We start from the raw sequence: 25,819 nt of genomic DNA, 5'->3' as shown, positions 1-25,819 counted from the left end.
TCCTTTGTTCTGGGCATGCGGGTGCCGAGGCACGGGATGGTGAGCACAAGCGGGCACGACGAACGGCACGGTGAGCGGTTCGGGCGTCCCGTGAGGTGGAGTGCGGTGCGGTGAACTACGCGGGTGTGGTCAGAAGGCCGTGCTGGGCCCCGTGCTCGCCCGCAGGGAGATCGGCGGGGCGAGGAGGTGGTGGCGGGGCGGTGCGCCGGGATGGTCGAGGCGCTCCACCAGCAGGTCGACGGCGCGCCGGCCCATCTCCTCCGCCGGCACGTCGGCGGCGGTGAGCTGCGGGGTCACCGTCTCCGCCCACCGGCTGGCGACGACCCCGGTGACGGAGAAGTCGCGCGGCACATGGCGGCCCGCCTGGGCGAGCCCCCGGTAGAGGCCGCCGAGCGCGGCCTCGTTCAGCGTGACCAGGGCCGTGGTGGCCGGGTCGTCGTGCAGGATCTGCTCCACGCAGGCCTGGCCCGATGCCGCGTCGTCCCCGCAGCAGTACGTCCGCACGGTCAGCCCGCGTTCGGCCGCGGCCTTGGTGAAGCCGTCCAGGCCGCGGTGCGCGGACTCGTATCCGGACCGCAGCAGTTGCTCGGGCCGGTTGACGAAGGCGATCCTGCGGTGGCCGAGGTCCGCCAGGTGATGCACGCAGGCCGCAGCCAGGGCCGTGTGGTCCAGGCCGACCCACCAGCCGCCCTCCGGGTGGGCGGTACGGCCGATGGCGACGGCGGGGAAGCCCAGCTCGGCGAGGTGGTCGACCCGGTCGTCCTCGAGCCTGATCTCCATCAGGATCGCGCCGTCGACCCGCCGCTCCCCCAGCAGCCGCTGGAACGAACGGTCGCTGTCCACACCGCTCGGTGAGAGCAGGACGTCATAGTCGTAGGCCGCGGCGGCCTCCACCACACTGCCGATGAAGTCCAGCTGCATCCCGGTGTAGTGGTTGCCGGCCGGCGGGAAGACCAGTCCGATCGTGTTGGTCCGGCCGTTGGCAAGGGCGCGTGCGCTGGCGTTCGGGCGGTAGCCCAACTCGTCGATGACCTGCTGGATCTTACGGCGCGTGTCGTCCGAGACCGGCCGCTTGCCGCTCAGCGCGTACGACACGGTGCTCCGCGACACACCGGCCCGCCGGGCGATCTCACCGATGTTCACGGGGACTCCTTGCTCGAACCGGTTCGACAACTCGTAAAAGAGTACGCGCCGGTCGTGAGGGTGAGGGTGGGCTGTACCGCGGTGCGAGGGCCGCTCGTCGAACCGGTTCGCGTGAAGTGAAGGTAGGAACGGAGCGAGCACCTGTCAACACATCCGGCCGCACTTCCTTGTCCGGCAGAACGTCCGGATCCTGTCAGGGCGAGGGGATTGCTGGCTCGGGATTCCCGGTGCTAGCTTCCTCGAACCGGTTCGATGGAGTGATTCTTCCGACGACCGTGGACCGGTTCCACACCTTCTGCCGGAGCCAGTGAGCCGCCACCCCCTTCCTTCAGACGAGTCCCCCGTCGCTGCGACGCCGTGATCGAACCGGTTCGACAGATGCCGACACTCAAGGATTGAGGACGCGATCCATGCCATCCGCTGACAGACCCGCCCGGCGCCGAGCGCCGGCCGCCATGGCGCTGGCTCTCGGTGCGGGCCTGCTGACCGCTCCGGCCGTCCCGGCACACGCGGCCGACACACCAGAGCCCACCGCCCACTACACCTTCGACCAGGACGACCTCGCCTCCGGCAAGATCACCGACAGCTCCGGCAACGCCCTGACGGCGACCCTGGTCAACGCCTCCACCGCACAGTCGGTCGCGGGCAGGGACGGCGGCAGGGCGCTGTCCCTGCCCGGCGGGGCGCCCGGCTCCACCGGCGCGTACGTCCGCCTTCCCCGTGAAGTCCTGGGCGAAGCCGACGACTTGACGGTCTCGGCCCGCGTGAAGTGGGGCGATGACAAGTCGGCCTGGCAGCGGATCTTCGATCTGGGCACCGACACCAGCAAGTACCTGTTCACGACGCCGTCCAACGGCGGCGTGCTGCGCACCGCCGTGACCACCGGCGGCGGAGGCGCGGAGGCGCAGGTCTCCGGCTACGCACCGCTGCCCGCCGACGGCTGGCGGACGGTGACGGTCACCCTCGACACGGCGGCCCACCGGGTCACCACCTATCTCGACGGCGTCGCGGTGTCCTCCGCCGTGACGAGTGTCAAGGCCAGGGAGTTGCTGGACTCTTCGGCCACGGCGGCCGGCTGCATAGGCAGGTCCTTCTACCAGGACCCGCTGCTCAAGGGCGCGATCGACGACTTCACGGTCTGGCACTCGGCGCTCACCGCCGAGCAGGTGGCCGGTACGGTCGGGAAGGTGCCCACCCTCCAGCAGCTCTCGCAAGCGTCGTTCGACGTCCGTACGACGACCGGGACCGCCCCCTCCCTCCCCGCCTCGGTCCGCTCCTCCTTCTCCGACGGCTACGACCGCGACACGCCGATCACCTGGGACGCCGTGGCGCCCGAGAAGTACTCCGGGCCGGGCACCTTCACCGTCGCCGGGACGGCCGCCGGGCAGGCGGTGAAGGCGACCGTCTCCGTCGTCCGCGAGGGAGCGCTGACCGTGGACCTCGGCTCGGACACCGGCGCGTTCCACGGCGGCGCCTCCGGCACCCTCTACGGCGTGTACGGACCGAACGTCCCGACCGACAACCTCATCGAGGGCATGGGCCTGCGCACGGTCTCCACGAAGGCCCAGGACGGCCCGCAGCACCCCGGGGCCGACGCGCTGGACGTGGTGAGGCCGCTGGCCGACTCCACGAACGGTGATGTGTACATCTACATGACCGACATCCACCGCGGCTTCCCGTACGAGTGGCCGGGTGACACCCCGGCGGAGAAGCTCAAGCTCTACGAGGAGAAGATCGCGAGGCAGGTCGACCAGGTGCTGCAGCTGCCGAAGCAGTACCAGGACAACATCGTCTTCGTGCCCTTCAACGAGCCCGAGGGCAACATGTTCGGCACCGGCGACTGGAGCTACGACAAGGTCAGCTGGCTGAGCGACCCCAAGGACTACTTCGCCGCCTGGGACTCCGCCTACAAGCTCATCAAGGGCAGGATGCCCACTGCCCGCATAGCCGGGCCCAACACGAGCGTCCTGTACGACCAGGTGAAGGGCTTCCTCAGTCACGCCCTGGCCGCCGGCACGCTCCCGGACGTCATCACCTGGCACGAGCTGAGCCACCCGGAGGCGGTGCGCGAGAGCGTGGCCAGGTACCGGGCGTGGGAGAAGGACCTCTTCAAGGGAACCGCCCGCGAAGGCACCCAACTGCCCGTCAACATCAACGAGTACGCCTTCAACTACCACACCTCGGTCCCCGGCCAGATGATCCAGTGGGTGTCCGCGATCGAGGAGTCCAAGGTGGACGCCGACATCGCGTACTGGAACATCGACGGCAACCTCTCCGACTCCGCGGTGCAGTCCAACCGGGGCAACGGCCAGTGGTGGCTGCTGCACTCGTACGCCTCGATGAGCGGGCACACGGTGACGGTGACCCCGCCGTTCCCGGGCCGGAACTACACCATGCAGGGCGTGGCCACGCTCGACAAGGAGAAGAAGCAGTCCCGGCTGATCTTCGGCGGCTCCGCCGGCGAGGGGCACGTCACCTTCGACAACGTCCCCAGGAAGGTCTTCGGAGACAGCGTCCACGCCTGGGTGAGCGAGATCGACTGGAGCGGACAGATCGGCGACAACTCCGGGCCCAAGCTGCTGACGGAGACGAACCTGAAGGTCGGTGACGACGGCAAGGTCGTCGTGGACTTCGGCGACGGCACGCTGCCGAAACTCAAGGAGTCCTCGGCGTACGAGATCGTCCTCAGCCCGGCCGGCCAGGCGAAGGGCACGCAGTCCCTGCCCGTGCGCTGGCAGGGATCGTACGAGGCGGAGGACGCCGCCCACACCGGGTCCGGCTACTCCAAGAACGGCCCGGAGGGTTCGACCGGCGATGTGTCGAAGTTCTACACCTCCGGCGGCTACGACGTGGGCGGCCTGCGCACCGGCTCGGACGTCACGCTCGACTTCGGCGTGGACGTACCCGAGGACGGCGCCTACGACCTCAGCGTCTTCGCCAACTCCCTCAACACCTTCGACAAGGTGAAGGAACAGGGCCCCACCAACGTCTTCCTGCGGGTGGACGGCAAGGCGGACAGCGAGCAGGAGCTGTACCTGCCGCTCGGCTACAAGTGGGTGGTCTGGGACCACACGGACACCACGGTCCATCTGACCAAGGGCAAGCACACCCTGACGCTCGCCGCGAAGAGCCTCGACGGCAAGCGCGCCACCAAGGGTGACGCCATCGTGGACCGACTCACCCTGTCCCTGCCCAGCGCGTCGGCGGCCACCAGGGCCTACGAGGGTGAACTCGCCTGGACGACCGGCGGGGCGCGGCCCGTCTACGACCTTCCGCGGCACACCCGGACGCCTGCCACCGGTTCCGGCGCGGTCCGGGTCTCGAAGAACCAGACGGCCACGTTCTGGGTCTACTCCGCCGCCGACCGCGAGGCCACCCTGAGCGTCGACACCCTCGGCGGCGCGGACGCACGTCTGTCCGTCGACGGGCACGACGTCCTGCACGTGACCAAGGGCCGGCACGAGGTGGCCGTCTCCCTCTCGGGCGGCGTCAACAAGGTGACGGTGACCGGCGGTTCGGCCGCCACGCTCGTTGACCGCCTGACGGTCACGCCCACCGACGGCACGCTCAAGGCGCAGCAGTACGAGGCGCGGGACGCCAAGCTCACGGGCACGGCCGCGCTGACCCCGCTGTCCCTGGCGACCGACGGCACGGCCATCACCGGCATCGGCGGCGCCCCGGGCAACGACAACACGGCGACGTTCACGGTCGCGGCGGACAAGGCCGGCCTGTACGCGCTGCGCATCCGCTACTCCAACCCCGAACAGTCCGAGGCCACCCACTACAACCCCGACCCGCTCGCCCGTCACGCCGACATCACCGTCAACGGCGGTGACATGCTGCGCGTGAGCTTCCCGCACAGCTTCCACCAGAACAACTTCTGGGAGCTGACCGTCCCGGTGCACCTCAGGAAGGGGCAGAACAGCATCACCTTCCGCTCCGAGGAACTGCCGAACTTCGACGGCACCACGTACGCCTCGGACACCTTCCCCGGAGTGCTGCTCCGCTCCCGCTACGCACCACTGATCGACCGGATCACCGTCGCGCCGTACGCACGCGAGGTGCGGTGACGCAGGGCAGCAGCCCTCGCGCTGTGAGCTGAGGGCTGTCACTCCCTCGGTGGCGGGCCGCTCACGGCCCGCCACCGAGGACGTGATCCGGCCCCTTCCCGGGCGGCGGCGGTGGCTCTGAACTCGGCCGGACTCGCCCGGTTTGTGGCCGAGATCGCTTACCCGGCCCGTCGTTCCACGTCCGGCAGGACCGCCAGTGCCCGCGCCGTGACGTCCTCGACCGGGCCGACGGCGTCGACCGTCAGAAGGATGGCCGAGTAGTGGGCGAGCAGGGGTGCGGTCTGCTGTCGGTACACCCGCTGCCTGTGCCGGATGACGTCTTCGGTGTCGTCCGGCCGGCCGCGGCCCAGCAGCCGCGCCACGACGGCTTCCTCGGGAGCGGTGAACTCCAGCACCGCGTCCAGCGGGGAGCCCGCGGCGCCCAGTACGGCGGCGAGTTCCCGCGCCTGCGGCAGCGTACGGGGGAACCCGTCGAGGAGGAAGCCGTGCCGGGCGTCCGGGTGCGCGAGCCGGTCCCGGACCATTCCCCCGGTGACGTGGTCGGGGACGAGTTCGCCGGTGTCGAGGTAACGCTGAGCATCCCGGCCGAGCGGGGTGCGGCGCGCCACGTGTTCCCGGAACAGGTCTCCGGTGGAGATGTGGGGGACGCCGAGCCGCCGGCTGAGCACGGCCGCCTGGGTGCCCTTGCCCACTCCGGGAGGGCCGATCAGGACGAGTCGCATCGGTGCTGCACACCTTTCGAGTCGGTTCTGAAGCGGATTCGGAAATCGGTTCACGTCGATGCCCGGCCGGTCGTTCCCCGTACACGCGTACGCCGCGCTCATCAGGCCCGGGAAGGACAGACGGGATCCTCACTGAGCACGAGCACCGGCCCGTGCGTGGAGTCCGTGCGGCGGGTCAGGAGTTCGCACACCGCCTCGGCCGCACCTGCCTGGTACGCACCGGTGTCCAGTGACGGGCCGGGCACGAGGGCGTGGACGTCGACGCTGGGCGCCAGTTCGGCGGCCAGCCACTCGGTCAGCTCGGTCAGGCCGGAAAGGACGGTGTCCTGCGCCCCGCCTCGTGCCCTGGCAGCGACCACGTTGACCACGGATCCGCCGTGCGCGGCCATCCACCGCCAGTAGGCACGCTGGACACAGGTCAGCGGGGTCGCGAAGGCAGTGTGCAGGATGTCGCGCAGGGCCAGCGGATCCATTTCCATCAGCGGGCCGGGAGGGGACGGGGTCGCGACCAGGTTCACCAGGTGGTCGAGGCGGCCGAGACGGTCGACGACCGTGTCCACGGCGCGACCGAGCGCCGCCGGATCACCGGGTGCGCAGGGCAGCATCAAAAGGGGCGCTCCCGGCGGCGGCGCCGCCCGGTGCGCGTCCTCGGCCTCGGAGCCCGCGAGCACCACGTACGCGCCGCGCTCCGCGAGGCGGCCCACCACGGCGGCGGCGAGGTCGCCCGCACCGGTGACGAGCACGACCCGACCGGTGAAGGTGCCGGCGCGTCCCATGTCCGTCTCCCTTCGCACAGCGCCGGTCAACCGGCCTGCGGGGACCCGTCGGCCAGTCCGGCGTTGATCAAGTCCATGACCGAGGCGTCGGCGAGTGTGGTGACATCGCCGACTTCGCGGTTCTCCGCGACGTCCCGCAGCAGTCGGCGCATGATCTTCCCGGAGCGGGTCTTGGGCAGCTCGGGGACGACCATGATCTGCCGGGGCTTGGCGATGGGGCCGATCTCCTGGGCCACGTGCTCGCGCAGCGCACCGCTGACGTCCCCCGCGGACCAGACCGTGCCGCCGCGCAGGATGACGAAGGCGACGATGGCCTGGCCCGTCGTCGCGTCCGAGGCGCCGACCACGGCCGCCTCGGCCACCGCGGGGTGCGAGACGAGTGCCGACTCGACCTCGGCGGTGGAGATCCGGTGCCCGGAGACGTTCATGACGTCGTCGACCCGGCCGAGCAGCCAGATGTCGCCGTCCTCGTCGTAGCGGGCGCCGTCTCCGGCGAAGTAGTGGCCCTGCGCGGCGAAGCGGGACCAGTACGTCTCCCGGTAGCGGTCGTCGTCGCCCCAGACACCGCGCAGCATGGACGGCCAGGGCTGGTCGAGCACCAGGTAGCCGCTTTCGCCCTTGCCGACCTGCCTGCCCTGGTCGTCGACGACCTTGGCGGAGATCCCCGGCAGCGGAGTCTGCGCCGAGCCCGGCTTTGCGGCCGGCCCTCCGGGCAGCGGCGCGATCATGATGGTGCCGGTCTCGGTCTGCCACCAGGTGTCGACGACGGGCGCCCGGTCGCCGCCGATGTGCTTGCGGTACCAGCGCCACGCCTCGGGGTTGATGGGCTCGCCGACACTGCCGAGCACACCGATCGACGACAGGTCGTAGCGGGCCGGGACGTCCTCGCCCCATTTCATGAACGTGCGGATGAGGGTGGGGGCGGTGTAGTAGACGGTGACGCCGTACTTCTCGATGATCTCGAAGTGGCGTCCCTCGTGCGGAGTGTTGGGCGTTCCCTCGTACATCACCGATGTCGTGCGGTTGGCGAGGGGCCCGTAGACGATGTACGAGTGCCCGGTGATCCAGCCGATGTCGGCCGTGCACCAGTAGACGTCGGCCTCGGGATCGAGGCCGAAGACCGTGCCGTGGGTGTAGGCGGCCTGTGTGAGGTAGCCGCCCGAGGTGTGCAGGATGCCCTTCGGCCTGCCGGTCGTGCCCGAGGTGTAGAGGATGAACAACGGGTGCTCGGCGTCGAAGTCCTCGGGGGTGTGCTGGTCGGACTGGGCGTCCACCAGCTCGTGCCACCACAGGTCCCGGCCGTCGGTCCACGGCACGTCGATGCCGGTACGGCGGACCACCAGGACGTGCTCGACGCAGGGCGTGTTCCGGGTGGCTTCGTCGGTGCCGGCCTTCATCGGCTCGGCCCTGCCCCGGCGGTACTGGCCGTCCGAGGTGATCAGCAGCCGCGCCTCGGCGTCCTCGATACGGGACTGGAGCGCGGCCGGGGAGAACCCGCCGAACACGACGCTGTGCGGCAGCCCGAGCCGCGCGCAGGCCAGCATGGCGAAGACGGCCTCGGGGATCATCGGCAACTGGATGGCGACCCGGTCCCCGGCCGTCAGGCCGAGGGAGAGCAGGGCATTGGCCGTCTTGCACACCTCCCGCCTGAGGTCGGCGTAGGTGATCGTGCGGGTGTCGCCCGGCTCGCCCTCCCAGTGGAAGGCGACCTGGTCGCCGTGGCCGGCCTCGACGTGCCGGTCCACGCAGTTGTACGCCACGTTCAGCCGGCCTCCGACGAACCAGCGGGCGAACGGAGCGTCCGACCAGTCGAGCACCGTGGTCCACTCGGTGTCCCAGTGCAACCGCTCCGCCTGCCGCGCCCAGAACGCCAGACGGTCGTCACCGGCCTGCCCGGGCTGTCCGGGCACCGCTTCGCCCGCTGCGGTGGGCGGGCTGTCGGAGCGGACGCGGTGGTCGGAGCGCGGAGACATGTGGGTCCTCCAAGGTGCCGGGACGATTCCAGGGGGCGAGTGCGGCCACGGTGGCCGGACAGGGTTGGCGTGAGGTTGGCGTGAGGTCGACGCCGGCTGGTGCGGCGCCGTACGGCTACGGCCGCGCCGCGGTCCAGCGGCTCACCATGCGCAGCGCGAGACGGGGCTTCAGCGGTGCCGCGGTCCTGCGGCGTAGTGCGCCCTGCCAGACGCCCCAGCCGTAGGCCAGGTCGTCCAGGCGACGGAGCATCGTGTGGGCGAGCGGGGAGAGCGGGCTGCCCGAGCGGTGGTGGTCCAGCAGCCCCTCGGCCACGGCCGCGACGACCAGGGCGTGCCGGGCGCGGCGGTCGACGGCGGCCGCGGCGACGGCGAGCGGCCAGTGGTGCCGGGTGGCGCAGCGCAGCAGTTGCTCGGCGGTGCCGCGCACGGCGGCGAGCGAGAGCAGGGCGCCCGCGCGGGCCGGATGGTCGGCGTCGGGCATCCTGCGGGCCACGCGCACGGCGGTCGCTGCCGTCAGGGCCGCGGCCAGTGCCGCCGGGGCCGGCCTGCCGCGCAGCAGCAGGGCGCAGGCGGCCAGCGACCAGGGGGCGGCGTACAGCGGCGGCACGCGGCCGGGGTGACGTAGTGCCAGGTCGGCGGCGCCCGTGCCGTATCCGGCCCGTTGAGCCAGCCAGCCGCGCAGGTCGGTGCGGTGCCGGTGGCCCACGCGGGCGGAGGGGACGTAGCGCAGCCGCCAGCCGGCCTCGTGCAGCCGCATGCACAGGTCGACGTCCTCGCCGACGCGCATGGCCTCGTCGAAGCCGGGGCCGACGGCCTCACGCCGGACCACGACGGTCGCGCTCGGCACGTAGGAGAGCGCGGACACGGGCACGACCGGTCCTTCTGCCGCGCCCATGTCCAGCGGCGAGCGGATCTCCTCGTACCGGTCCAGCAGCCTGGGAGCGGACACGGGCAGTGCGGTCACCCGTGGTGCGGCGAGCGCCACGGCGGGGTCGGCGAACTGCGCCAGCAGGGCGGCGAGCCATCCGGGTTCCGGCACGACGTCGGAGTCGCAGAACGCCACGTAGCGGGTACGGGCATGACGCAGCCCGGTGTTGCGGGCCGCCGCCGGGCCCCGGTTGCTCAGGTGGGTCAGCAGCCGTGCGCCGTGCCGGCCGGCCACGGCGGACAGGGCGGCGGGGTCGTTCGAGCCGTCGTCCACGACCAGCACCGGCAGGTCCGAGGTCTCCGGATCGGCGCGCAGGGCGCTCAGCAGCCGGTCGAGCTGGTCGGCGCGGTCCCGGATGGGGACCACGACCGTGGTGTCGCCGACCGGCACGGGCGCGGGGCGTGGGTGGACGACGCCCGCGTCCAGGAGTCGCCGGGCGAGCGCGGCGCTCGTCGCGTCCGTGACGGTGAACCGGCCGTCGCCGAGCCGGCTGACCGCCGCGTCGGTCAGCCTGACCAGCCGCAGCGGCGAGCCGCCGGTCATGAGCCGTCCGTCCCGCGACCGGTGTGTGCCGGGGGCGAGTTCGACCGTGAACCCGTGGGGCAGGGTGGTATCAGGCGGTGACGGCAGCCGGGCGGCGAGTGGTTGGGGGCGTACGAGTGTCATGCGGTGAATCCCCCGTCCGCGTGCAGTACGGAGCCGGTGACGGCGAAGGAGTCGGCGGAGCAGGCCCAGGCGACCACGGCGGCCACCTCCTCGGGTTCCAGAGGGCGTCCGGTGAGCTGCTGTTCGGCGAGCTTGTCGACCTCCGGCAGCTCGTAGAGGTCGGCCGTGGCCCGCAGCATGTCCGTGCGCGTCGAACCCGGTGACACCGCGACCGCGTTCACGCCGGTGTCCCGCAGGTCGCAGGCCAGGCCGCGGACCAGGCCGACCACGGCGTGCTTGGCGGCGCAGTAGGCGCCGAGTCCCCACAGCCCGCGATGCGCGGCGGCCGAGGCGAGTGCGACGAACCGCCCGGTGCGGGGCTGCGGCCGGCGCAGCAGGGCGGGTACGGCCGCGCGGGCGAGGTTGGCGACGCCCATGACGTCCACGTCGAGCAGCGTGCGCCACTGCGTGTCGGTCTGTTCCCACACCGGGCCGCCGCCGAGCATGACGGCCGCCGCGGCCACGGCGGCATCGAGACCGCCGAACTCGCGCTCGGCCGTCTCGACGGCGGCGTGCAGCGCGGCCTCGTCGCGGACGTCGGCGCGCACCGTGCGGACCAGCGGGAACTTCCGTGCCAGGGCGTCGAGTTGCGCGGGCCCGGCCAAAGGGTAGGGCACGTCGGGGTCGTCGGCGCAGCGGTCCACGGCGACCACCGCCCAGCCGCCGCGGGCCAGCCCGGCCACGGTCGCCGCCCCGATGCCCCGGGCGGCACCGGTGATCACGGCGACCCTGGGGCCGGTCATCGCCCGGCTCCCGCGGGCACGGGGACGGGCCGCTGTTCGGGCGCGCCGAGCCGGCCCCGCCCCGAGACCCGCCAGGCCCGGATGTCGGCGGCGAGCCGGTCCGCCATACGGTCGAGGAGCCGTTCGCCCTCGCTCGCGCGGGCCCCGGAGGGGTCGCCCAGGACTCCGGACGGGCTGACTCCTCGGACGGATTCGGTGACGAGCCGGTTCATCAGCAGGTGGACGGGGTCGGTGGGTCCGGCGACGGCCCGCTCCTCGCGGACGGCCGAACGCCGCAGCCGCAGCATCATCGAGGTCTCGGTACGGCCCGCGTGGGCGTCGGAGCCCGTCGGCAGACAGGGCCACCAGGCGACGTCCCGGCTCTCGCCGCGCAGCCCGGTCACCGCGTCGGCGAGGCTCACCAGGTTGCCGCCGTGCCCGTTGACGACGAGCAGTCGGCCCGCCCAGCGCAGCATCGAGCGGCCGATCTCCGTGACGAGCAGGCGCAGCGCGTCGTGGCCGAGGGACACCGTGCCGGGGAACCCCTCGTGCTCGCCGCTGGCCCCGTACGACTGGGCCGGCGCCACCAGCGCATCCACCTCGCCCCGCAGCAGACCGGCGGCCCGCCCGGCCACCGCCGCGGCCACGGCGGTGTCCGTGTCCAGCGGGAGATGCGGGCCGTGCTGTTCGCAGGAGCCGAGGGGCAGCAGCACCAGGGGGCCGCGGTCGGTGAGGTCCGGCCAGGCGAGGTCGGCGAGCCGGGTCCCCGGCCCGGCCGTCGCCGACGACGGCTTTCCCGCTGCTGTGGTTCGGGCGGGTTCGGCCGTCATCTCAGGCCCCGCCCAGGGTGCGGGTGAACCCGGGCGGGATCACCACGTCGTCACGGGTCAGCTCATGGACGGAGGAACGGCCGAGGCCCAGCAGGGCGGAGTCGATGCCGCCGCGCAGGATGTCGAGGACGTTCTCCACACCGCTCTGCCCTCCCGCGGCCAGACCCCACAGGTAGGCGCGGCCGATCATCACGGCCCTCGCGCCGAGCGCCAGCGCCTTGACCACGTCGCTGCCCCGGCGGACTCCGCTGTCCAGCAGGACCTCGATCTGGTGGCCGACCGCGTCCGCGACGGCCGGGAGGGCGCGGATCGGGGCCGGGGTGCTGTCGAGGTTGTTCCCACCGTGGTTGGACACCGAGATCGCGGTGACTCCCGCGTCGACCGCGCGCAACGCGTCGTCCACCCGGCAGATGCCCTTCAGCAGGAACGGCCCGTCCCACTGCTCGCGCAGCCACCGGACGTCCTCCCACGAAGGCGGCGGGGTCTGCATCCACTCGCCGTACGCGCCGAAGAACGTGGGTGCGTCCTGCCCGGGGTCGGTGAGGTTGGGTGTCGACAGGTCGGGCAGGCTGCGCGACTTGAGGAAGTCCAGCAGCCAGCTGGGGCGCGTGAGCGCCTCCGGCGCGAACCGCGCCATGGCCTTCAGGTCCAGCCGCTCGGGAATCTTCGGACTGCCCCAGTCGCGGCCGTGCGAGAAGGACCAGTCGAGGGTGACGATCAGGGCCTTCGCGCCTGCTTCGTAGGCGTGCTGGATGCGGCGCAGCATCGCGTCCTTCGAGCCCATCCAGTACATCTGGAAGAACGTCTGCGGATTGGCGGCCACCACCTCCGTCAGCGGCTTGCTCGCGAAGGAGCTGAGGCCCATCGCCGTGCCGCGGGCCGCGGCGGCGCGGGCGACGGCCACCTCGCCGTCGGGGTGCACCGCCTGCACACCGGTCGGGGAGATGATCACCGGCAGCGAGATCTGCTCGCCCAGGACCGTCGTCGACTGGTCCCGCTTGGCCGACAGCCCGGCGACGTGGGGCGCGAAGCCGAGTTCCGCGAACGCCTTGGTGTTGTCGTCGTAGGAGGTGCCCTTCTCGGAACCGGCGAGCAGTGCGCTGTAGACCGACTTCGGCAGCCGCTTGCCGGCCCTTCGCTGGGCCTCGGCGACCGTCTCGAACCACTTGCTCATGACGTTCCTTTCACGGTGTGTGCGGCGAGGTCGGCGCCGGCCAGCGGGCTCTCGTCACAGAGGCGGTCGGGGCGGGCGGTGCGGACGGCGGGCATGCCCAGGGGCACGGTCCGGTGCGAGTGGTCGTTGCCCTGGCGCGGGAGCGCGTCCCGCGCCACCGCCGAGAGCGCGGCGGCGCCGTGGCCCTTGACGCACTCGGGGTCGGGGCCGTCCAGCGGCAGGCCGGTGAAGAACTTCGCGGCCATGCAGCCGCCCTGGCAGGTGTCGTACGCGGGACAGCCGGAGCAGGCGCCCCCGGTGGAGGGCCGGCGCAGCTCGGCGAAGAGCTCCGACTCCCGCCACACCCGGTCGAAGCCGCCCGGGGAGCGGACGTTGCCCGCCTTGAAGGCGTCGTGGATGGCGAACGGGCAGGCGTACACGTCGCCGACCGGGTCGATCAGGCACACCACGCGTCCCGCACCGCACAGGTTCAGCCCCGGGATGGGCTCCGAGCCGAGCGCGTTGAGGTGGAAGAAGGAGTCCCCGGTGAGGACCTTCTCGCCGTGGCCGAGCAGCCAGGAGTAGATGTCGTACTGCTGCTCGGCGGTGGGGTGCAGTTCGTCCCACACGTCCGCGCCACGCCCGGAGGGCCTGAGCCGGGTGATGCGCAGCTGGGCGCCGTAGCGGTCGGCGATGGCTGCGAAGTCGTCGAGTTGGGGGACGTTCTGACGAGTCATCACCACGGAGATCTTGAAGTCCCGGAAACCGGCGTCGGCGAGGTTCTCCATGGCCCGGACAGCCATGTCGTACGAGCCCCGGCCGCGCACCGCGTCGTTGACCTCGCGGGTGGCGCCGTCGAGGGAGATCTGGATGTCGACGTAGTCGGTCGCGGCCAGCCGCCGGGCGCGTTCGGGGGTCAGGCGCAGCCCGTTGGTGGAGAACTTCACGCCGACCTGGTGGGCGATCGCGTAGTCCAGCAGCTCCCAGAAGTCGGGGCGGACCGTGGGTTCGCCGCCGCCCACGTTGACGTAGAAGACCTGCATGCGCTGCAGCTCGTCGATCACGGACTTGATCTCGTCCGTGGACAGCTCCAGCGGGTCGCGGCGCCCGGACGAGGACAGGCAGTGCGCACAGGACAGGTTGCACGCGTAGGTCCACTCCCAGGTCAGGCAGATCGGAGCGTGCAGACCGCCCTTGAACTGCTCGACGAGGGCCGGCACCCGCTCGGGGGCGTGCGGTGGATCGTGAAGGGTGGTCATCACCGAGCTCCGGTTCCACTGTGCTGGGGAATGATCATGTCGGCGGCGGCCAGGGAGGCCAGCGCGCGCAGGAAGGCGCCCCGCCGGGCGTCGGGCACGCCGGCGAGGGCGTCCCCGACGCTGGGGTGCCGGTCGAGCCCCCGGACCAGTTCGACGAGTTCCGGTGCCTTGAGGAAGGACAGCCGACGGTTGCCGAAGTGGTAGGCGAGCGCCCCGAACGGCTCGGGGCGCAGAGCGACGGAGGGGTTCAGCCGGTAGGGGCGTGCCACGTCGAACGCCGGGGACGGCATGGCGGGCCTCAGTAGACGCCGCACATGCCGTCGATGGAGACCTCTTCGACGAGGACCTCCTCGACGAGTTCACCGGCGACGTCGATGGTGTCCTGCTCTGCCCTGAGCTGGTCCTCGTTCACGACAAACCTCCTGGAGGAAAAAGGGAGTTGGGGGGCGCGGCCGGTCCCGTCGCGCGGTGACCGGGCCGTACTCGACGCTACGGCCGGGCCGCCGCGCCGCTCACCCTGCTTCCGGCCGCCCTCACCCTGTCCGGTCGGACAGGTGTGCCGCGCCGGGGCTGGTGTCCGCCTGGTCCCCCGTCCGATCGGTCAGGTCGCGCCCCCTGCGTCCGCGCCACGCAGCCGTCCAAGCGGCCGGTGTCGCCGTGCACCGCGTTCCCGGAGGGTGAGACACGCCACCAACTCCGGCACGTCCGTGCTCCACCCCGGACATCTGCGCCGCCGGCAACGGAGCAGCCGACGCAGGACGCGCGGGTCGCCGCGCGGAGAGGAATGTCGCGATCATGCAGGTCGAAGAACTTCTCAAGCCGTTCCCGATCAAGGAATTCCACCCGTTCCCCCGGGCGCTGATGGGCCCGGGCGCCCATGAGCTGATCGGTCCGGAGGCCAAGAAGCTGGGCTTCCGGCGCACCTTGGTGATGACCACCGGTCTGCGCGGCAGCGACACGGTGCACAAGATCGTCGAGTCGATGAAGTACCACGGGCTCGAGGTCGTGGTGTACGACAAGGTCGAGTCGAACCCCAAGGACTACAACGTCATGGACGCCGTGGCGCTGTACCAGGAGAACAAGTGCGACTCGTTCGTGTCGATCGGCGGCGGCTCGTCGCACGACGCGTGCAAGGGAGCCCGTATCTCCGTCGCCCACGACGGCCGCAGCGTCAACGACTTCGAGGGCTTCAACAAGTCCGAGAACCCCAAGAACCCGCCGCACATCGCCGTCTCCACCACGGCCGGCACCGGTTCGGAGACCTCGTGGGCGTACGTCATCACCGACACGACCACGGACCCGGACAACCCGCACAAGTACGTCGCCTTCGACGACGCCTCGGTGGCCAGCCTGGCCATCGACGACCCCACGCTGTACTACGACTGCCCGCTCGACTACACGGCGCAGTGCGGCTTCGACGTCCTCGCGCACGCCTCGGAGCCGTACGTCTCGCGGCTGGACTTCCAGCCCTCGCTGGGCAACGCGCTGCACGCGATCAGGCTCACCGCCCGCCATCTGCGCCAGGCGGTGTGGAACGGCCAGGACCTGGCCGGGCGCGAGGGCATGATGTACGCGCAGTACATCGCGGCGCAGGCGTTCAACTCCGGCGGCCTGGGCATCATCCACTCCATCTCGCACGCGGTCAGCGCGTTCTACGACACCCACCACGGCCTCAACAACGCCATCGCGCTGCCCCGGGTGTGGGCGTTCAACATGCCGGCCCACTACGAGCGGTTCGCGGACATCGCCGAGGCGATGGGCGTGGACACGCACGGCATGACGAAGGTGCAGGCCGCCGAGGCGGCGCTCACCGCGGGCATCCGGCTGCTGCGTGACGTCGGCATCCCCGAGAAGTTCACCGATGTCCAGCAGGACACCTATTCCAAGAACCGCCTCGGGCAGGGCCCGACGAAGTTCTACGAGCAGGCGAAGGTCATCAAGGGCGACGCGGCCGACGTCGACCGCATCACGAACCACGTGCTCGGTGACGCCTGCACCCCGGGCAACGCCAAGGAGTGCACGTTCGACACGGTGCGCCCCGTCGTCGAGCACTGCATGACCGGCGACCTGGACGACCTGCTCGGCTGAGCACCTCGTGCCCGGGAGCGGGGGGCGACATGGGACGCCGCCCCCCGCTCCCGCCCCACCGGACGGAGGAACCGTGCCCGCCACACCCGAGAACCCCGCGTTCGGCTCGGTCGAGGACGTAGCCGAGCGGTTCGCCGCCCACGGCTACATCGCCGACCGGCGGCTCGCCACCACTGTGTTCCTGCAGACCAGACTCGAGAAGCCGCTGCTGCTGGAGGGGCCGGCCGGCGTCGGCAAGACCGAGCTGGCCAAGACGCTGGCCGCCGCCGCCGGGCGCCGGCTGCTGCGCCTGCAGTGCTACGAGGGCCAGGACGAGAGCCGTGCACTGTACGAGTGGGACTACGGCAAGCAGCTGCTGTACACCCAGATGCTCCGGGACAAGATCGGCGACCTCACGGCCGACGCCCCCGACCTGGCCTCCGCCGTCCACCGGATCGAGGAGCAGGACAGCGTCTTCTTCTCCGACCGGTTCCTCGCGCCCCGCCCGCTGCTGGACGCGGTGCGCGGCGAGCAGCCGGCCGTTCTGCTCATCGACGAGGTCGACCGGGCGGACGAGGCACTGGAGGCGGTGCTCCTGGAGTGCCTGGCCGAGTACCAGGTGTCGGTGCCGGAGATCGGCACGTACACCGCGAAGGTGCCCCCGTACGTCGTCCTCACCTCCAACAACACGCGCGACCTGTCGGCCGCGCTGAAGCGCCGCTGCCTGCACCTGTTCCTCGACTATCCCGACGCGGAACGGGAGTTGGAGATCGTACGGGCCAAGGACACCGGGCTGCCCGAGGCGGCCGCCCGCCATCTGGTGGACGTGGTGCGCGGCCTGCGCGAGCTGCCGCTGCGCAAGAGCCCCAGCATCTCCGAGACCGTCGACTGGGCCCGCACCCTCGCGGTCCTGGGCGTCGAGGAACTCGACCCGGAGGTTCTCGCGGACACCGCCAACGTGGTTCTGAAGTACGAGCGGGACCTGCACCGCGCGCTGGAGGTCCTGCCGCGCCTGGTCGACCCCAACCGCACGCTGCCCGAACCCGGCCACCATCACCACGAAGGCCATCACCACCATGGCGGCCACCATCACCACGACGAACACCACCACGGCCCCGGGCACGGCGAGCCGGACGAGACCGACGGGCGCGCGGTACGGGCCGCCATGGACCGGCAGGGCCGCCACGACGAGGGCTACTACGGCGCCCCGGGCGCCGGGCCGACGCACCGCACCACCCCCGGTGCCGGCCAGGGCGCCCGCTCGTTCGCCGCCGTCGCGCGGCGCCGTACGGACTGACCCGGGAGGCGTGCATGGAAGCCGGCGTGCACCGATTCGTCCGCGTGCTGCGGCTGTTCGGCCTGCGGGTATCCGTGTCGGAGGCGATGGACGCCATGCGCGGGGCGGCCCAGCCCGGCGTCCTCGCCCGGCGCGAGACGCTGCGCGAGGCACTGCGCATGACACTCGTGAAGGACCGGCGCGACCACGCGCTGTTCGACGAGTTGTTCACCGCGTTCTTCTCGCTGCGCCCGGTCTCCCAGGACTCCGGCGGGCACGGCCACACTCATGCGCACGACGACCTGACCGACACCGGCGAACTGGAGTCGTTCACCGTCTCCGACGAGCCGTCCGAGACCCCTCAGCAGGGGCACAGCCACGGCAAGCCGGCCGACATCCGCGACTTCTTCGACCAGCAGGACCTGGCCCAGCAGTACAACCTGCACCAGGAGGCCAACAAGATCGATCTGGCGTCGATGACCGACGAGATCGTGCTGGCCGAGGACGGCGCGACCGGCGGGCGCGACGACAGCCCGTCCGTCCAGCTGGAGACCGAGCGGCTGCACGGCGCCGGGATCCCCGGCCAGCTCTCGTCGGCGACCGGGCAGACCGTCGACACGACCCTCACCGTCGCCCAGCAGGACGCCCTGCTCGGCCGGCTCACCCAGGAGACCGACGACGGTCTCGAACCCGACTCGCTCAAGCAGGAGTTGGCGGGTGTCATCGAGAACCTGCCCGAGCTGCTGAAGCGGCATCTCGACCGGCTGGCCGAACTGCAGGCCGTGGCCGTCGAGTCCGCCCGGATCGCCGAACGCGCCCGCCTGGAGACGGTGGACGAGGACGAGCGCGGCCAGTTGGAGGAGGCGCTGCGGAGGGTGGGCCGCAGCGTGCACGGCGCCCTGACCAGCCGCAAGCGCAACACCCCGACGGGCCGTGTCCATCCCGGCCGCACCATGCGCCGCAACATGCGCTACGACGGCGTACCGTTCCGGCCGGTCACCGTCACCCGCGCCGAGGACCGGCCCCGCCTGGTGATCCTCGCGGACGTCTCGCTGTCGGTGCGGGCAACGGCGCGCTTCACCCTCCACCTGGTGCACGGGCTGCAGTCCCTGTTCGGACAGGTCCGCAGCTACGCCTTCGTGGACGAACCCACCGAGATCACCGAGCTGTTCGCCGAGCACCCGCTGGAGCGGGCGCTGGGGCTGGTCTTCGACGGGCTGCCGGCAGGCGGTCTGCTGGACGTGGACGCGACGTCCGACTACGGCCGGACCTTCGAGACGCTGCTGACCGAACACACGCCGGCGCTGGGCCGCCGCACCACGCTCCTGGTGCTGGGTGACGGCCGCGGCAACGGCAATCCACCGCGGACCGAGGCGTTCGCGGAGATCACACGGCGGGTACGCCAGACCATCTGGCTGACCCCGGAGGCACGTTACTCCTGGGGCCTGGGCGCCTGTGACCTGCCCCGCTACGCCGAGTACTGCGACCGCGTCCAGGTGGTCGCCGACCTCACCGGGCTGGAGCGCGCCGCCCTGCGGATGGCCACGGAGGCGACCGGCCGATGAGCACCACCGCACACCGTCAGGGGGAGCCACAGCCATGAGTGTCCCGAGCCTGCGCAGCGCGATCGCCGCCCGCCGCATCGACCCGCTGGCGCCGGGCGCGCCCGGCCTGTACGCCGACCCTCTGGTCCGCGTGATCCGCGACAGGCCTGTCCCCGAGAGCGTGGTCCCCCCGCCGATCGTCCGCACCGAGCACTTCACGCTGCGCCGCCGTGGCCGCCGCGTCGAACTGGGCCATTCGCTGCGCCCCGAGCAGTTGGACAACGACCTGGCCGGGCTGCTCGCCGAGGAGCTGTTCGCCCCCGGCTGGCTGTCCGGCAGCGATGTCTTCGAGCGGGTCTTCACGGGGGTGGTGCGCTCCTGCGTGGACGGACCGCTGCCCGCCTGGACCACCTTCTACGACAACACGCTGGCCCGCATCCGGCAGTGCTGGCAGACCCCGGAGCCGGCCGGGCACTCCTCGATCGCCGGGTTCGCGCCCGTGTACCGGCGCACGCTGGACCTGGTCGCCCCCGGCAGCGTGCTCGACCTGGGCTCCTGCTTCGGCTTCCTGCCGTTGCTGCTCGCCGAGCGCGAGCGGCAGACGGTGATCGCCTCCGACCTCTCCCGCGGCACCATGCGTCTGCTGAGCGCCGTGGCCCGCACCCGGGGCCGCACGCTCGACGTGCTGGTCTGCGACGCCTCCCGGGTGCCGCTGCCCGACCGGTCGGTGGACACCGTCACCGTCATCCACGTACTGGAGCACCTCGACGCCGGGCACGGTGACGCCGTCGTGCACGAGGCGCTGCGGCTGGCCCGGCGGCGCGTGGTGGTGGCCGTGCCGTACGAGGACGAGCCGACCGCCGCGTACGGCCATGTGCGGTGCTTCACCCCGGAGCAACTCGCCGACCTCGGCCGCCGCACGGGCCGCCGCTTCTCGGTCGGCGCCTTCCACGGCGGCTGGCTGGTCGTCGAGCCCGGCTGAGCCGCTCCCCCACGAACTGCGCCACCCCGAAGAACACAACGCAAAGGAGCGTTCATGTCCCTCTCGGAAACGGACGCGGCAGGTACCGCCGCCGCAGCTCACGCGAAGCACCGGCCGCAGGCCGCGCCCGGACCGCTGGACGGGGATCCGGCGCTGATCGGCGTGCCCACCTTCGTGGTCGGTTCGATCGCCCTCGGTCTCACCCTGGTGGGCTATCTCCCGGCTCAGGCCGCCGGAGCGCCCGTCGCGATCATCCTGGCCGCCACCGCACTCGGCCAGCTGATCGCCGCGGTCTGGGCGGCCGCGCTCGGGCAGAGCGCGGTCGCGGCGATCTTCGGTGTCTTCACCGGCTTCTGGCTCAGCTACGCGGTGCTCGTGCTCGGGCTCATCCACGGCTGGTTCGGCATCACGGCCGGCGCCGCGACCAGGACCCAGGGCCTGTTCCTGATCTCCTGGCTGGTCACGATCGTGCTGCTGACCGTGAGCACGCTCCGGCTGCCGGCCGCCTTCACCGTCCTGTTCACGCTGATCGACCTGGCGCTCGCACTGGTGCTGTGCGCCACCCTGAACGGATCCAGCGGGCTGCGGACCCTGGGCGGATACGCCGTCTTCGCGTTCGTCGCGGTCGGGTTCTACCTCTTCCTCCATGTGACCTCGCTGGCCACCGGAGGACGCGGACTGCCGCTCGGCCGCCCGGCCGTGGGCGGATGACCCGAGGGCGGGAGGCCGGGACCGGCCGACGGCCGGTCCCGGCCTCCCGCCCGTCAGATCACGCCCAGCTTGCTCGCCTCGTACACGACTTCCGCCCGACTGCTCGCGTCCATCTTGCGCATGATGTTGCGGACGTGGAACTTCACCGTGGTCTCCGAGATGTACAGCTCCCCGCCGATCTCCCGGTTGCTCAGCCCATGGGCGAGCATCTGGAGGACGTTCAGCTCCCGTTCGGTGAACTTCGGCCGCTGCGGCTGCACACGCATCGAACGCACCATCGCCGCGGCCGCGTGCGAGTCGAAGGCGCTCTCGTTACGGGCCACCGCGCGGATGGAGCGCAGCAGTTCGGTGGTGTCCACGTCCTTGACGACGTAGCCGCGCGCACCGTGCTGGATCGCCTCCACGACCAGCGAGTCGTCGAGGAAGGTGGTGAGCACCAGCACCGCCAGGTCCGGGTGGCGCTGCGTCAGCCGGGCGCACAGGTCCAGGCCCTCGGTGTCGGCCGCCGTGGACAGCTTCAGATCGAGCAGCACGATCGACGGACGGGTCCGTTCGACCACGGCGGCCGCCTCGGCGGCCGTGCTCGCCTCGCCGACCACCTCCAGGTCGCTCTCGCGTTCCAGGATCGACCGCAGCCCGTGCCGGACGATGGCATGGTCGTCGACGAGTACGATCCGCAAGGCCTGCGTGGGTACGTGAGTCCGCTGCTCAGTGGTCATCCGTTGCCTCCCCGACGCGCGTCACCGGCAGCGGGACGTCGACCCGCAGCAGGACTCCTCCCATGGCCGACCGGCGGATCGACAGTCTGCCGCCCAGTTCCTCGGCCCGGGCCACCATGTTCGCCAGCCCCCGATGGCGTCCGGCGAGATCGGTCGCCCGGGACACGCGCAGGGCGCGGCGCAGCTGAGCAGGGTCGCCGCCGCCGTCGTCGGACACGGTCAGCACGAGCATCCCGGGCAGGTACCGCAAGCGCACCAGTGCCCGGCCGGCCTTGCCGTGCGTGGCGGAGTTGAACAGGGCCTCGCCGGTCATCCGGAGGATCGACTGCTCGGCCTCGGGCGGCAGCGGCGACGGACTGCCCGCCACCCGTACCCGGACGTCGAGTTCCGTGGGCAGGTGCACCGTGGACAGCCGCTGCAGCATCACCGGGAGCGGGCCCGCCGGCTCCTGCGAGGTGTGGTGGAGCGCGTAGATCGCGGCACGCAGCCGCTCCACGGCCTGCCGGTTGAGGTCCTTGGCGCCGGCCAGCCGTCCGGCGATCTCCGCGGCCTGTCCGCCCAGGCCCGCCAGTTCCGCGCGGCACACCTCGACGGTCATCCCGGCGCTGAGCACGTATTGGGAGACGCTGTCGTGCAGTTCGCGTGCGATACGACGCCGCTCGTCGTCGAGTGCCTGCCGCTGCATCGCGTCCAGCAGCCGTGCCTGCGTCTCGGCCAGCTCGGCGCTGCGCGCGGCCAGGTCCCGGGCCTGCCGCTCCGCCGCCTCGGACAGTTCCTCGGCGCGTCCGCGCAGGGTGGTCGCCGCGTGGAAGAGGAACGTGTGGTGCAGCGCCACGGCGGCCTGGTTGGCGAGGACCCGCAGGATGGCCAGGTCCGTGTCGGCGACCTCGACACCGGCGCCGGGCTCCGCGGCGATGCCGCCGACCGGCTCGTCGTCCAGGGTCATCGGCGCGCGCACCCAGCCCCGGCCCCGGTCGGGCTCCTGGGCCTCCCAGGGGCGGGTGCGCAGCAGCTCCAGGTGCTCACGCACGTCGACGGGTATCCGGGTCTCGTCGTCGATCAACACGTCGTCCGCGTACAGCAGGAACCGTGGACGGGCGGCCCGCAGCGCGCCGTCGGCGACGGCCAGCAGCAGCCAGCGGGCGCGCAGATGCTCGGCCGCGGTCCGTACGACGGTCTCGACCAGGGCGCGCGGACCCTCCGCCGTGCGCACGAGGGCGCGGGAGATGCCGTCGAGCGCCTCCACGGTCCTCTCCAGCCGCTCGGTGGAGCGGACGTACGCCGGGTAGAAGGACCGCTTGCCGGACCGCAGCCCGGTGAGGACTCCGAGGTCGGGGGTCCGGTTCGTGCGTTCGGGGGTGCTCACCGGGATCGCCTCACAGTGCCTCGCGGAACAGTGTCTCCACGTCCCGCACGTCGACGTCCCTGGGGTTGGTGGCCATGCACGCGTCCTTGAGCGTCGTGCGGGCCAGGACCGGCACGTCGCGCTCCGCGACCCCGAGGCTCGCCAGTCCCTTCGGCACGCCGACGTCGTCCGCCAGTGCGCGCACCAGATCCGCGAGTTGTTCGGCCACCTCCTGTGCCGGCACACCGGAGACCGGAAGGCCGGCCGCCGCGCCCAGCGCGACGAAGCGCTCCGGCCACGCCTCGGCGTTGAACCGGATGACGTGCGGCAGGAGCACGCCGTTGACCACGCCGTGCGGGGCGTCCAGCAGACCGCCGACCTGGTGGCTCATGGCGTGCGTCGCGCCGAGGATGGCGTTGGTGAAGGCCATGCCGGCCTCCAGCGCGGCCTGGGCCATGGCGAGCCGGGCTCCGAAGTCCCTGGGGTCGACCTGGGTGCGCACCAGGTTCGCGGTGATCAGCTCGACCGCGTGCAGGGCGTGGTTGTCCGTCAGCGGGTTGTGCGCCCGGGAGACGAACGCCTCGATGGCGTGCGTCAGCGCGTCCAGGCCGGTGGCCGCGTTGAGCCAGTCCGGCATGGTGGTCAGCAGCCGCGGGTCGATCACCGAGATCTCAGGCACCAGCGTGCGGCTCACAATGGTGATCTTGACGTGCTCGGTGGTGTCGGTGATCACGGCGAACTGGGAGACGTCCGCACCGGTGCCCGACGTGGAGGGCACCATCACGGTCGGGGGGATGGGCTGCACGACCCGGTCCACACCCTCGTAGTCGAGGATGTGCCCGCCGTTGCTCGACAGAATCGCCACGCCCTTGGCCGCGTCGATGACCGAGCCGCCGCCGACCCCCACGATCACGTCGCAGCCGCTGGCGGCGTACCGCTCGAAGCCGGCCTGCACCTCATGGTCCTTGGGGTTGGGCGTCACATCGCACCACACGACAGGGCGCAGACCTGCCCTGCGCAGATGGCCGACCGCCTCGTCCACCCAGCCTGCCTCCATCAGCCCGGCATCGGTGACCAGGAAAGGCCGGCGACCGCCGAGGCGCAGCGCGCAGTGCCCGAGCTCCGTGAGCGAACCGGGCCCGAAGACGACCTCGGGCACATGGAACTTGGCCAGCCGGGCGGACCGCCGCACGGCCTCCGTGCTCGTGCGCTGCGGCCCCAGAAGCTCGCAGCGACCCTCGTCGCGGCTCCAGTCGGCACTCGGATCGTCACCGCCCGCCACCATGACGTGAGATGTGAGCGACATGCGACCTCCAAAGGGCGGGAAGCCCGCAACGCACATGCAACCTTGATTTTACGGCCGAGTTGGTCGATAACACTGTCGTCCAACTGAAGACCACGCTAGGCGCGCGCGCCGGGGTACGGCACCTGTCCGATCGGACAGGGGACGCGGACCGCTCGGACAGGTGCGCCGGCGCGGCCCCTGCGGACAATAATCGGTCGTCCCCGTTCGATGACAGGGGAAAGCACATGTCACAACGCAGTGACCTCCGGCGGCGCAGGGCCGCGCTGGAGAACGAGTGGTCCCGCCTGGTCCCGGAGATGAGAACCGCCGGATCGAAACCGAGCGGTCTGGAAGCGGTGCACGACGACGTGACCGAATCGTGGGTTCGCTCGCTGAGCAGCGTGGATCCGGACCGGGACAGCGCCCCGGTCACCGATGGGGGAGGGGTGCGGCACCGCTGGAGCGGCTCGCCGCTGCGCCGGCCGGTCGACGGCCTCGCCGACGAGTTGCGCAGCATCGCGGAGGACGCCGGGTTCGTCACCGCGCTCACCGACGAGTCCGGCACGATTCTGTGGACGTGCGGCGGGCGGACCATGCGCCGCCGTGCCGAGCGTGTCAACTTCGCGCCGGGCGGCCGGTGGGACGAGCAGGCCATGGGCACCAACGCGTTGTCCCTCGCGCTGCGCACCGGCCGCCCCGCCTCCGTCTTCTCGGCCGAGCACCTGGTGACGGCCCTGCACGACTGGGTCTGCTACTGCGCTCCCGTGCACGGCCCGGACGGACGCGTTCTGGGCGTGCTGGACATGTCCACCACCTGGGACCGCTCCAACCCTCTCGCGATGTCCACGGTGCGCTCGCTGGTCGCCACCATCGAGGTTAGGCTCCGCACAGAGCCCCCGTCGCGCCCCCGCGGTAACACCGACCCCGTCAACCTCACCTGCCTCGGTGCCGGACGAGCCGTACGCAAGGGCGTTCCCCTCGCGCTGCGACCCCGGCAGCTGGAGATCCTGACCCTGCTCGCGCTGGAGCCGGACGGATACTCCCCCGAACGCCTCCGCGAGGCCGTGTACGGCGACCGGCCGGTGACGGCGTCCACGTTCAAGGCGGAGATCTCCCATCTGCGGCGCGCCCTCGACGGCGGTGTCGCCACCCGCCGCTACGTGCTGACCGCACCTGTGTCCTGCGACGCCGCCGAGTTGCTGCGCGCCCTGGAGCAGGGCGACACCGAGACCGCCCTGCGGTTGTACCGGGGCCCGCTGCTCTCCTGGTCCGAGGCGCCGGGCATCGCGGAGTGGCGCACCCACCTGGAGGTGTCCGTCCGGGCGGCCGTGCTGGTGAGCACCAGCCCGGAGCACGCGCTGCGGTTCGGCGAACGGGTCCCGTACGACGTGGAGGTGCACGAGCACGCGCTGAACTTGCTCGGCCCGCGTGATCCCCGTCGTGCCATCGCGGCCGGACGCCTGGCCGCGGCCCTGCGGGACTGACCGCGCGGGCCGGGCGGGCGGCGCCAACCTCTCGCCAACCTCGGGGGTTCATAGTGCACCGCGTCACGACGGCGTGGGCCGTCGTACCGCACTCGCCATCCACCGAGGAGAGCCGCCATGGTGTA

At 71.8% G+C, this 25,819-nt stretch carries 21 protein-coding genes; 7 read left to right on the top strand and 14 right to left on the bottom strand.

Translation table 11 applies throughout. From position 1 onward, the window contains the following. Positions 1–129: 129 nt before the first annotated feature. Positions 130–1,143 carry a LacI family DNA-binding transcriptional regulator gene (locus IE318_RS34655; protein ID WP_189906747.1) on the bottom strand — a complete coding sequence of 338 codons (1,014 nt, stop codon included), beginning with the start codon at positions 1,141–1,143 and terminating at the stop codon, positions 130–132. A 410-nt stretch (positions 1,144–1,553) separates the two neighbouring features. On the opposite strand from IE318_RS34655, the gene IE318_RS34650 reads away from it, so the two are divergent. Next, positions 1,554–5,213 carry a LamG-like jellyroll fold domain-containing protein gene (locus IE318_RS34650; protein ID WP_229903936.1) on the top strand — a complete coding sequence of 1,220 codons (3,660 nt, stop codon included), beginning with the start codon at positions 1,554–1,556 and terminating at the stop codon, positions 5,211–5,213. Between the two features lie 158 nt (positions 5,214–5,371). On the opposite strand, the gene IE318_RS34645 is transcribed toward IE318_RS34650, so the two are convergent. The 10 genes from IE318_RS34645 to mftA form a co-directional block, all read right to left on the bottom strand. After that, positions 5,372–5,935: an adenylate kinase gene (locus tag IE318_RS34645; protein ID WP_189906745.1), complete on the bottom strand. Its 564-nt coding sequence runs from the start codon at positions 5,933–5,935 to the stop codon at positions 5,372–5,374. Between the two features lie 101 nt (positions 5,936–6,036). Then, positions 6,037–6,711: an SDR family NAD(P)-dependent oxidoreductase gene (locus IE318_RS34640; RefSeq protein ID WP_189906743.1), complete on the bottom strand. Its 675-nt coding sequence runs from the start codon at positions 6,709–6,711 to the stop codon at positions 6,037–6,039. A 26-nt stretch (positions 6,712–6,737) separates the two neighbouring features. Further along, positions 6,738–8,684 (bottom strand): acetate--CoA ligase, encoded by a 1,947-nt coding sequence (acs, locus tag IE318_RS34635; RefSeq protein ID WP_189906741.1) that lies wholly within the window; start codon positions 8,682–8,684, stop codon positions 6,738–6,740. A gap of 115 nt (positions 8,685–8,799) precedes the next feature. Then, positions 8,800–10,278, bottom strand: a complete 1,479-nt coding sequence (gene mftF / locus IE318_RS34630) for a mycofactocin biosynthesis glycosyltransferase MftF (protein ID WP_189906739.1) — start codon at positions 10,276–10,278, stop codon at positions 8,800–8,802. Next, a complete protein-coding gene (locus IE318_RS34625) occupies positions 10,275–11,060 on the bottom strand; it encodes a mycofactocin-coupled SDR family oxidoreductase (protein WP_189906737.1) in 786 nt (261 codons plus the stop codon). The genes mftF and IE318_RS34625 overlap by 4 nt, the downstream gene beginning before the upstream one ends. After that, positions 11,057–11,869: a mycofactocin biosynthesis peptidyl-dipeptidase MftE gene (mftE, locus tag IE318_RS34620; protein ID WP_189906735.1), complete on the bottom strand. Its 813-nt coding sequence runs from the start codon at positions 11,867–11,869 to the stop codon at positions 11,057–11,059. The genes IE318_RS34625 and mftE overlap by 4 nt, the downstream gene beginning before the upstream one ends. A gap of 1 nt (position 11,870) precedes the next feature. Next, positions 11,871–13,043, bottom strand: a complete 1,173-nt coding sequence (mftD, locus tag IE318_RS34615) for a pre-mycofactocin synthase MftD (RefSeq protein ID WP_189906733.1) — start codon at positions 13,041–13,043, stop codon at positions 11,871–11,873. Continuing rightward, on the bottom strand, positions 13,040–14,281 hold the full coding sequence (gene mftC / locus IE318_RS34610; protein ID WP_189906731.1) for a mycofactocin radical SAM maturase: 1,242 nt from the start codon (positions 14,279–14,281) through the stop codon (positions 13,040–13,042). Before mftC ends, mftD begins: the two co-directional genes overlap by 4 nt. Then, complete coding sequence (gene mftB, locus IE318_RS34605) at positions 14,281–14,571, bottom strand: mycofactocin biosynthesis chaperone MftB (protein WP_189896495.1); 291 nt, start codon at positions 14,569–14,571, stop codon at positions 14,281–14,283. The genes mftC and mftB overlap by 1 nt, the downstream gene beginning before the upstream one ends. 8 nt (positions 14,572–14,579) lie before the next feature. Then, positions 14,580–14,693, bottom strand: a complete 114-nt coding sequence (gene mftA, locus IE318_RS34600) for a mycofactocin precursor MftA (protein WP_189906728.1) — start codon at positions 14,691–14,693, stop codon at positions 14,580–14,582. Between the two features lie 383 nt (positions 14,694–15,076). On the opposite strand from mftA, the gene mdo reads away from it, so the two are divergent. The 5 genes from mdo to IE318_RS34575 all read left to right on the top strand — a co-directional run bounded on the left by mdo (position 15,077) and on the right by IE318_RS34575 (position 20,861). Next, positions 15,077–16,369, top strand: coding sequence for an NDMA-dependent methanol dehydrogenase (gene mdo / locus IE318_RS34595; protein WP_189906726.1), 1,293 nt, complete (start codon positions 15,077–15,079; stop codon positions 16,367–16,369). A gap of 73 nt (positions 16,370–16,442) precedes the next feature. Next, a complete protein-coding gene (locus IE318_RS34590; RefSeq protein ID WP_189906724.1) occupies positions 16,443–17,645 on the top strand; it encodes an AAA family ATPase in 1,203 nt (400 codons plus the stop codon). Positions 17,646–17,671: 26 nt separating this feature from the next. Next, positions 17,672–19,189: a VWA domain-containing protein gene (locus IE318_RS34585; RefSeq protein WP_229903935.1), complete on the top strand. Its 1,518-nt coding sequence runs from the start codon at positions 17,672–17,674 to the stop codon at positions 19,187–19,189. Between the two features lie 34 nt (positions 19,190–19,223). Further along, on the top strand, positions 19,224–20,150 hold the full coding sequence (mftM, locus tag IE318_RS34580; RefSeq protein WP_189906720.1) for a mycofactocin oligosaccharide methyltransferase MftM: 927 nt from the start codon (positions 19,224–19,226) through the stop codon (positions 20,148–20,150). Positions 20,151–20,204: 54 nt separating this feature from the next. Further along, the gene (locus tag IE318_RS34575) at positions 20,205–20,861 is read left to right on the top strand and encodes a GPR1/FUN34/YaaH family transporter (RefSeq protein WP_189906718.1); all 657 of its coding nucleotides are present in this window, start codon (positions 20,205–20,207) and stop codon (positions 20,859–20,861) included. 53 nt (positions 20,862–20,914) lie between these two features. Here the strand turns inward: IE318_RS34575 and IE318_RS34570 are convergent, their stop codons facing one another. The 3 genes from IE318_RS34570 to IE318_RS34560 are packed head-to-tail and all read right to left on the bottom strand — an operon-like array spanning position 20,915 to position 24,231. Beyond that, positions 20,915–21,580 carry a MadR family response regulator transcription factor gene (locus IE318_RS34570; protein WP_189906716.1) on the bottom strand — a complete coding sequence of 222 codons (666 nt, stop codon included), beginning with the start codon at positions 21,578–21,580 and terminating at the stop codon, positions 20,915–20,917. Next, positions 21,570–22,946 (bottom strand): MadS family sensor histidine kinase, encoded by a 1,377-nt coding sequence (locus IE318_RS34565; RefSeq protein ID WP_189906715.1) that lies wholly within the window; start codon positions 22,944–22,946, stop codon positions 21,570–21,572. The genes IE318_RS34570 and IE318_RS34565 overlap by 11 nt, the downstream gene beginning before the upstream one ends. Before the next feature lie 10 nt (positions 22,947–22,956). After that, positions 22,957–24,231, bottom strand: a complete 1,275-nt coding sequence (locus IE318_RS34560; protein ID WP_189906713.1) for an iron-containing alcohol dehydrogenase — start codon at positions 24,229–24,231, stop codon at positions 22,957–22,959. 224 nt (positions 24,232–24,455) lie between these two features. On the opposite strand from IE318_RS34560, the gene IE318_RS34555 reads away from it, so the two are divergent. Beyond that, a complete protein-coding gene (locus tag IE318_RS34555) occupies positions 24,456–25,694 on the top strand; it encodes a sigma-54-dependent transcriptional regulator family protein (RefSeq protein WP_189906711.1) in 1,239 nt (412 codons plus the stop codon). Positions 25,695–25,819: the final 125 nt, after the last annotated feature.

It is taken from the genome of Streptomyces spiralis, from assembly GCF_014654675.1.
In the GTDB taxonomy this organism is placed as follows: Bacteria; Actinomycetota; Actinomycetes; order Streptomycetales; family Streptomycetaceae; genus Streptomyces; species Streptomyces spiralis.
The sequence above is the reverse complement of the archived record's forward strand: the minus strand, read 5'-3'. Positions and strand labels throughout refer to the sequence as shown.

Coding starts and splice junctions, on each gene's coding strand:
- IE318_RS34650 (WP_229903936.1), top strand. CDS start 1,554: ATGCCATCCGCTGACAGACCCGCCCGGCGCCGAGCGCCGGCCGCCATG.
- IE318_RS34645 (WP_189906745.1), bottom strand. CDS start 5,935: ATGCGACTCGTCCTGATCGGCCCTCCCGGAGTGGGCAAGGGCACCCAG.
- IE318_RS34640 (WP_189906743.1), bottom strand. CDS start 6,711: ATGGGACGCGCCGGCACCTTCACCGGTCGGGTCGTGCTCGTCACCGGT.
- acs (WP_189906741.1), bottom strand. CDS start 8,684: ATGTCTCCGCGCTCCGACCACCGCGTCCGCTCCGACAGCCCGCCCACC.
- mftF (WP_189906739.1), bottom strand. CDS start 10,278: ATGACACTCGTACGCCCCCAACCACTCGCCGCCCGGCTGCCGTCACCG.
- IE318_RS34625 (WP_189906737.1), bottom strand. CDS start 11,060: ATGACCGGCCCCAGGGTCGCCGTGATCACCGGTGCCGCCCGGGGCATC.
- mftE (WP_189906735.1), bottom strand. CDS start 11,869: ATGACGGCCGAACCCGCCCGAACCACAGCAGCGGGAAAGCCGTCGTCG.
- mftD (WP_189906733.1), bottom strand. CDS start 13,043: ATGAGCAAGTGGTTCGAGACGGTCGCCGAGGCCCAGCGAAGGGCCGGC.
- mftC (WP_189906731.1), bottom strand. CDS start 14,281: ATGACCACCCTTCACGATCCACCGCACGCCCCCGAGCGGGTGCCGGCC.
- mftB (WP_189896495.1), bottom strand. CDS start 14,571: ATGCCGTCCCCGGCGTTCGACGTGGCACGCCCCTACCGGCTGAACCCC.
- mdo (WP_189906726.1), top strand. CDS start 15,077: ATGCAGGTCGAAGAACTTCTCAAGCCGTTCCCGATCAAGGAATTCCAC.
- mftM (WP_189906720.1), top strand. CDS start 19,224: ATGAGTGTCCCGAGCCTGCGCAGCGCGATCGCCGCCCGCCGCATCGAC.
- IE318_RS34575 (WP_189906718.1), top strand. CDS start 20,205: ATGTCCCTCTCGGAAACGGACGCGGCAGGTACCGCCGCCGCAGCTCAC.
- IE318_RS34570 (WP_189906716.1), bottom strand. CDS start 21,580: ATGACCACTGAGCAGCGGACTCACGTACCCACGCAGGCCTTGCGGATC.
- IE318_RS34560 (WP_189906713.1), bottom strand. CDS start 24,231: ATGTCGCTCACATCTCACGTCATGGTGGCGGGCGGTGACGATCCGAGT.
- IE318_RS34555 (WP_189906711.1), top strand. CDS start 24,456: ATGTCACAACGCAGTGACCTCCGGCGGCGCAGGGCCGCGCTGGAGAAC.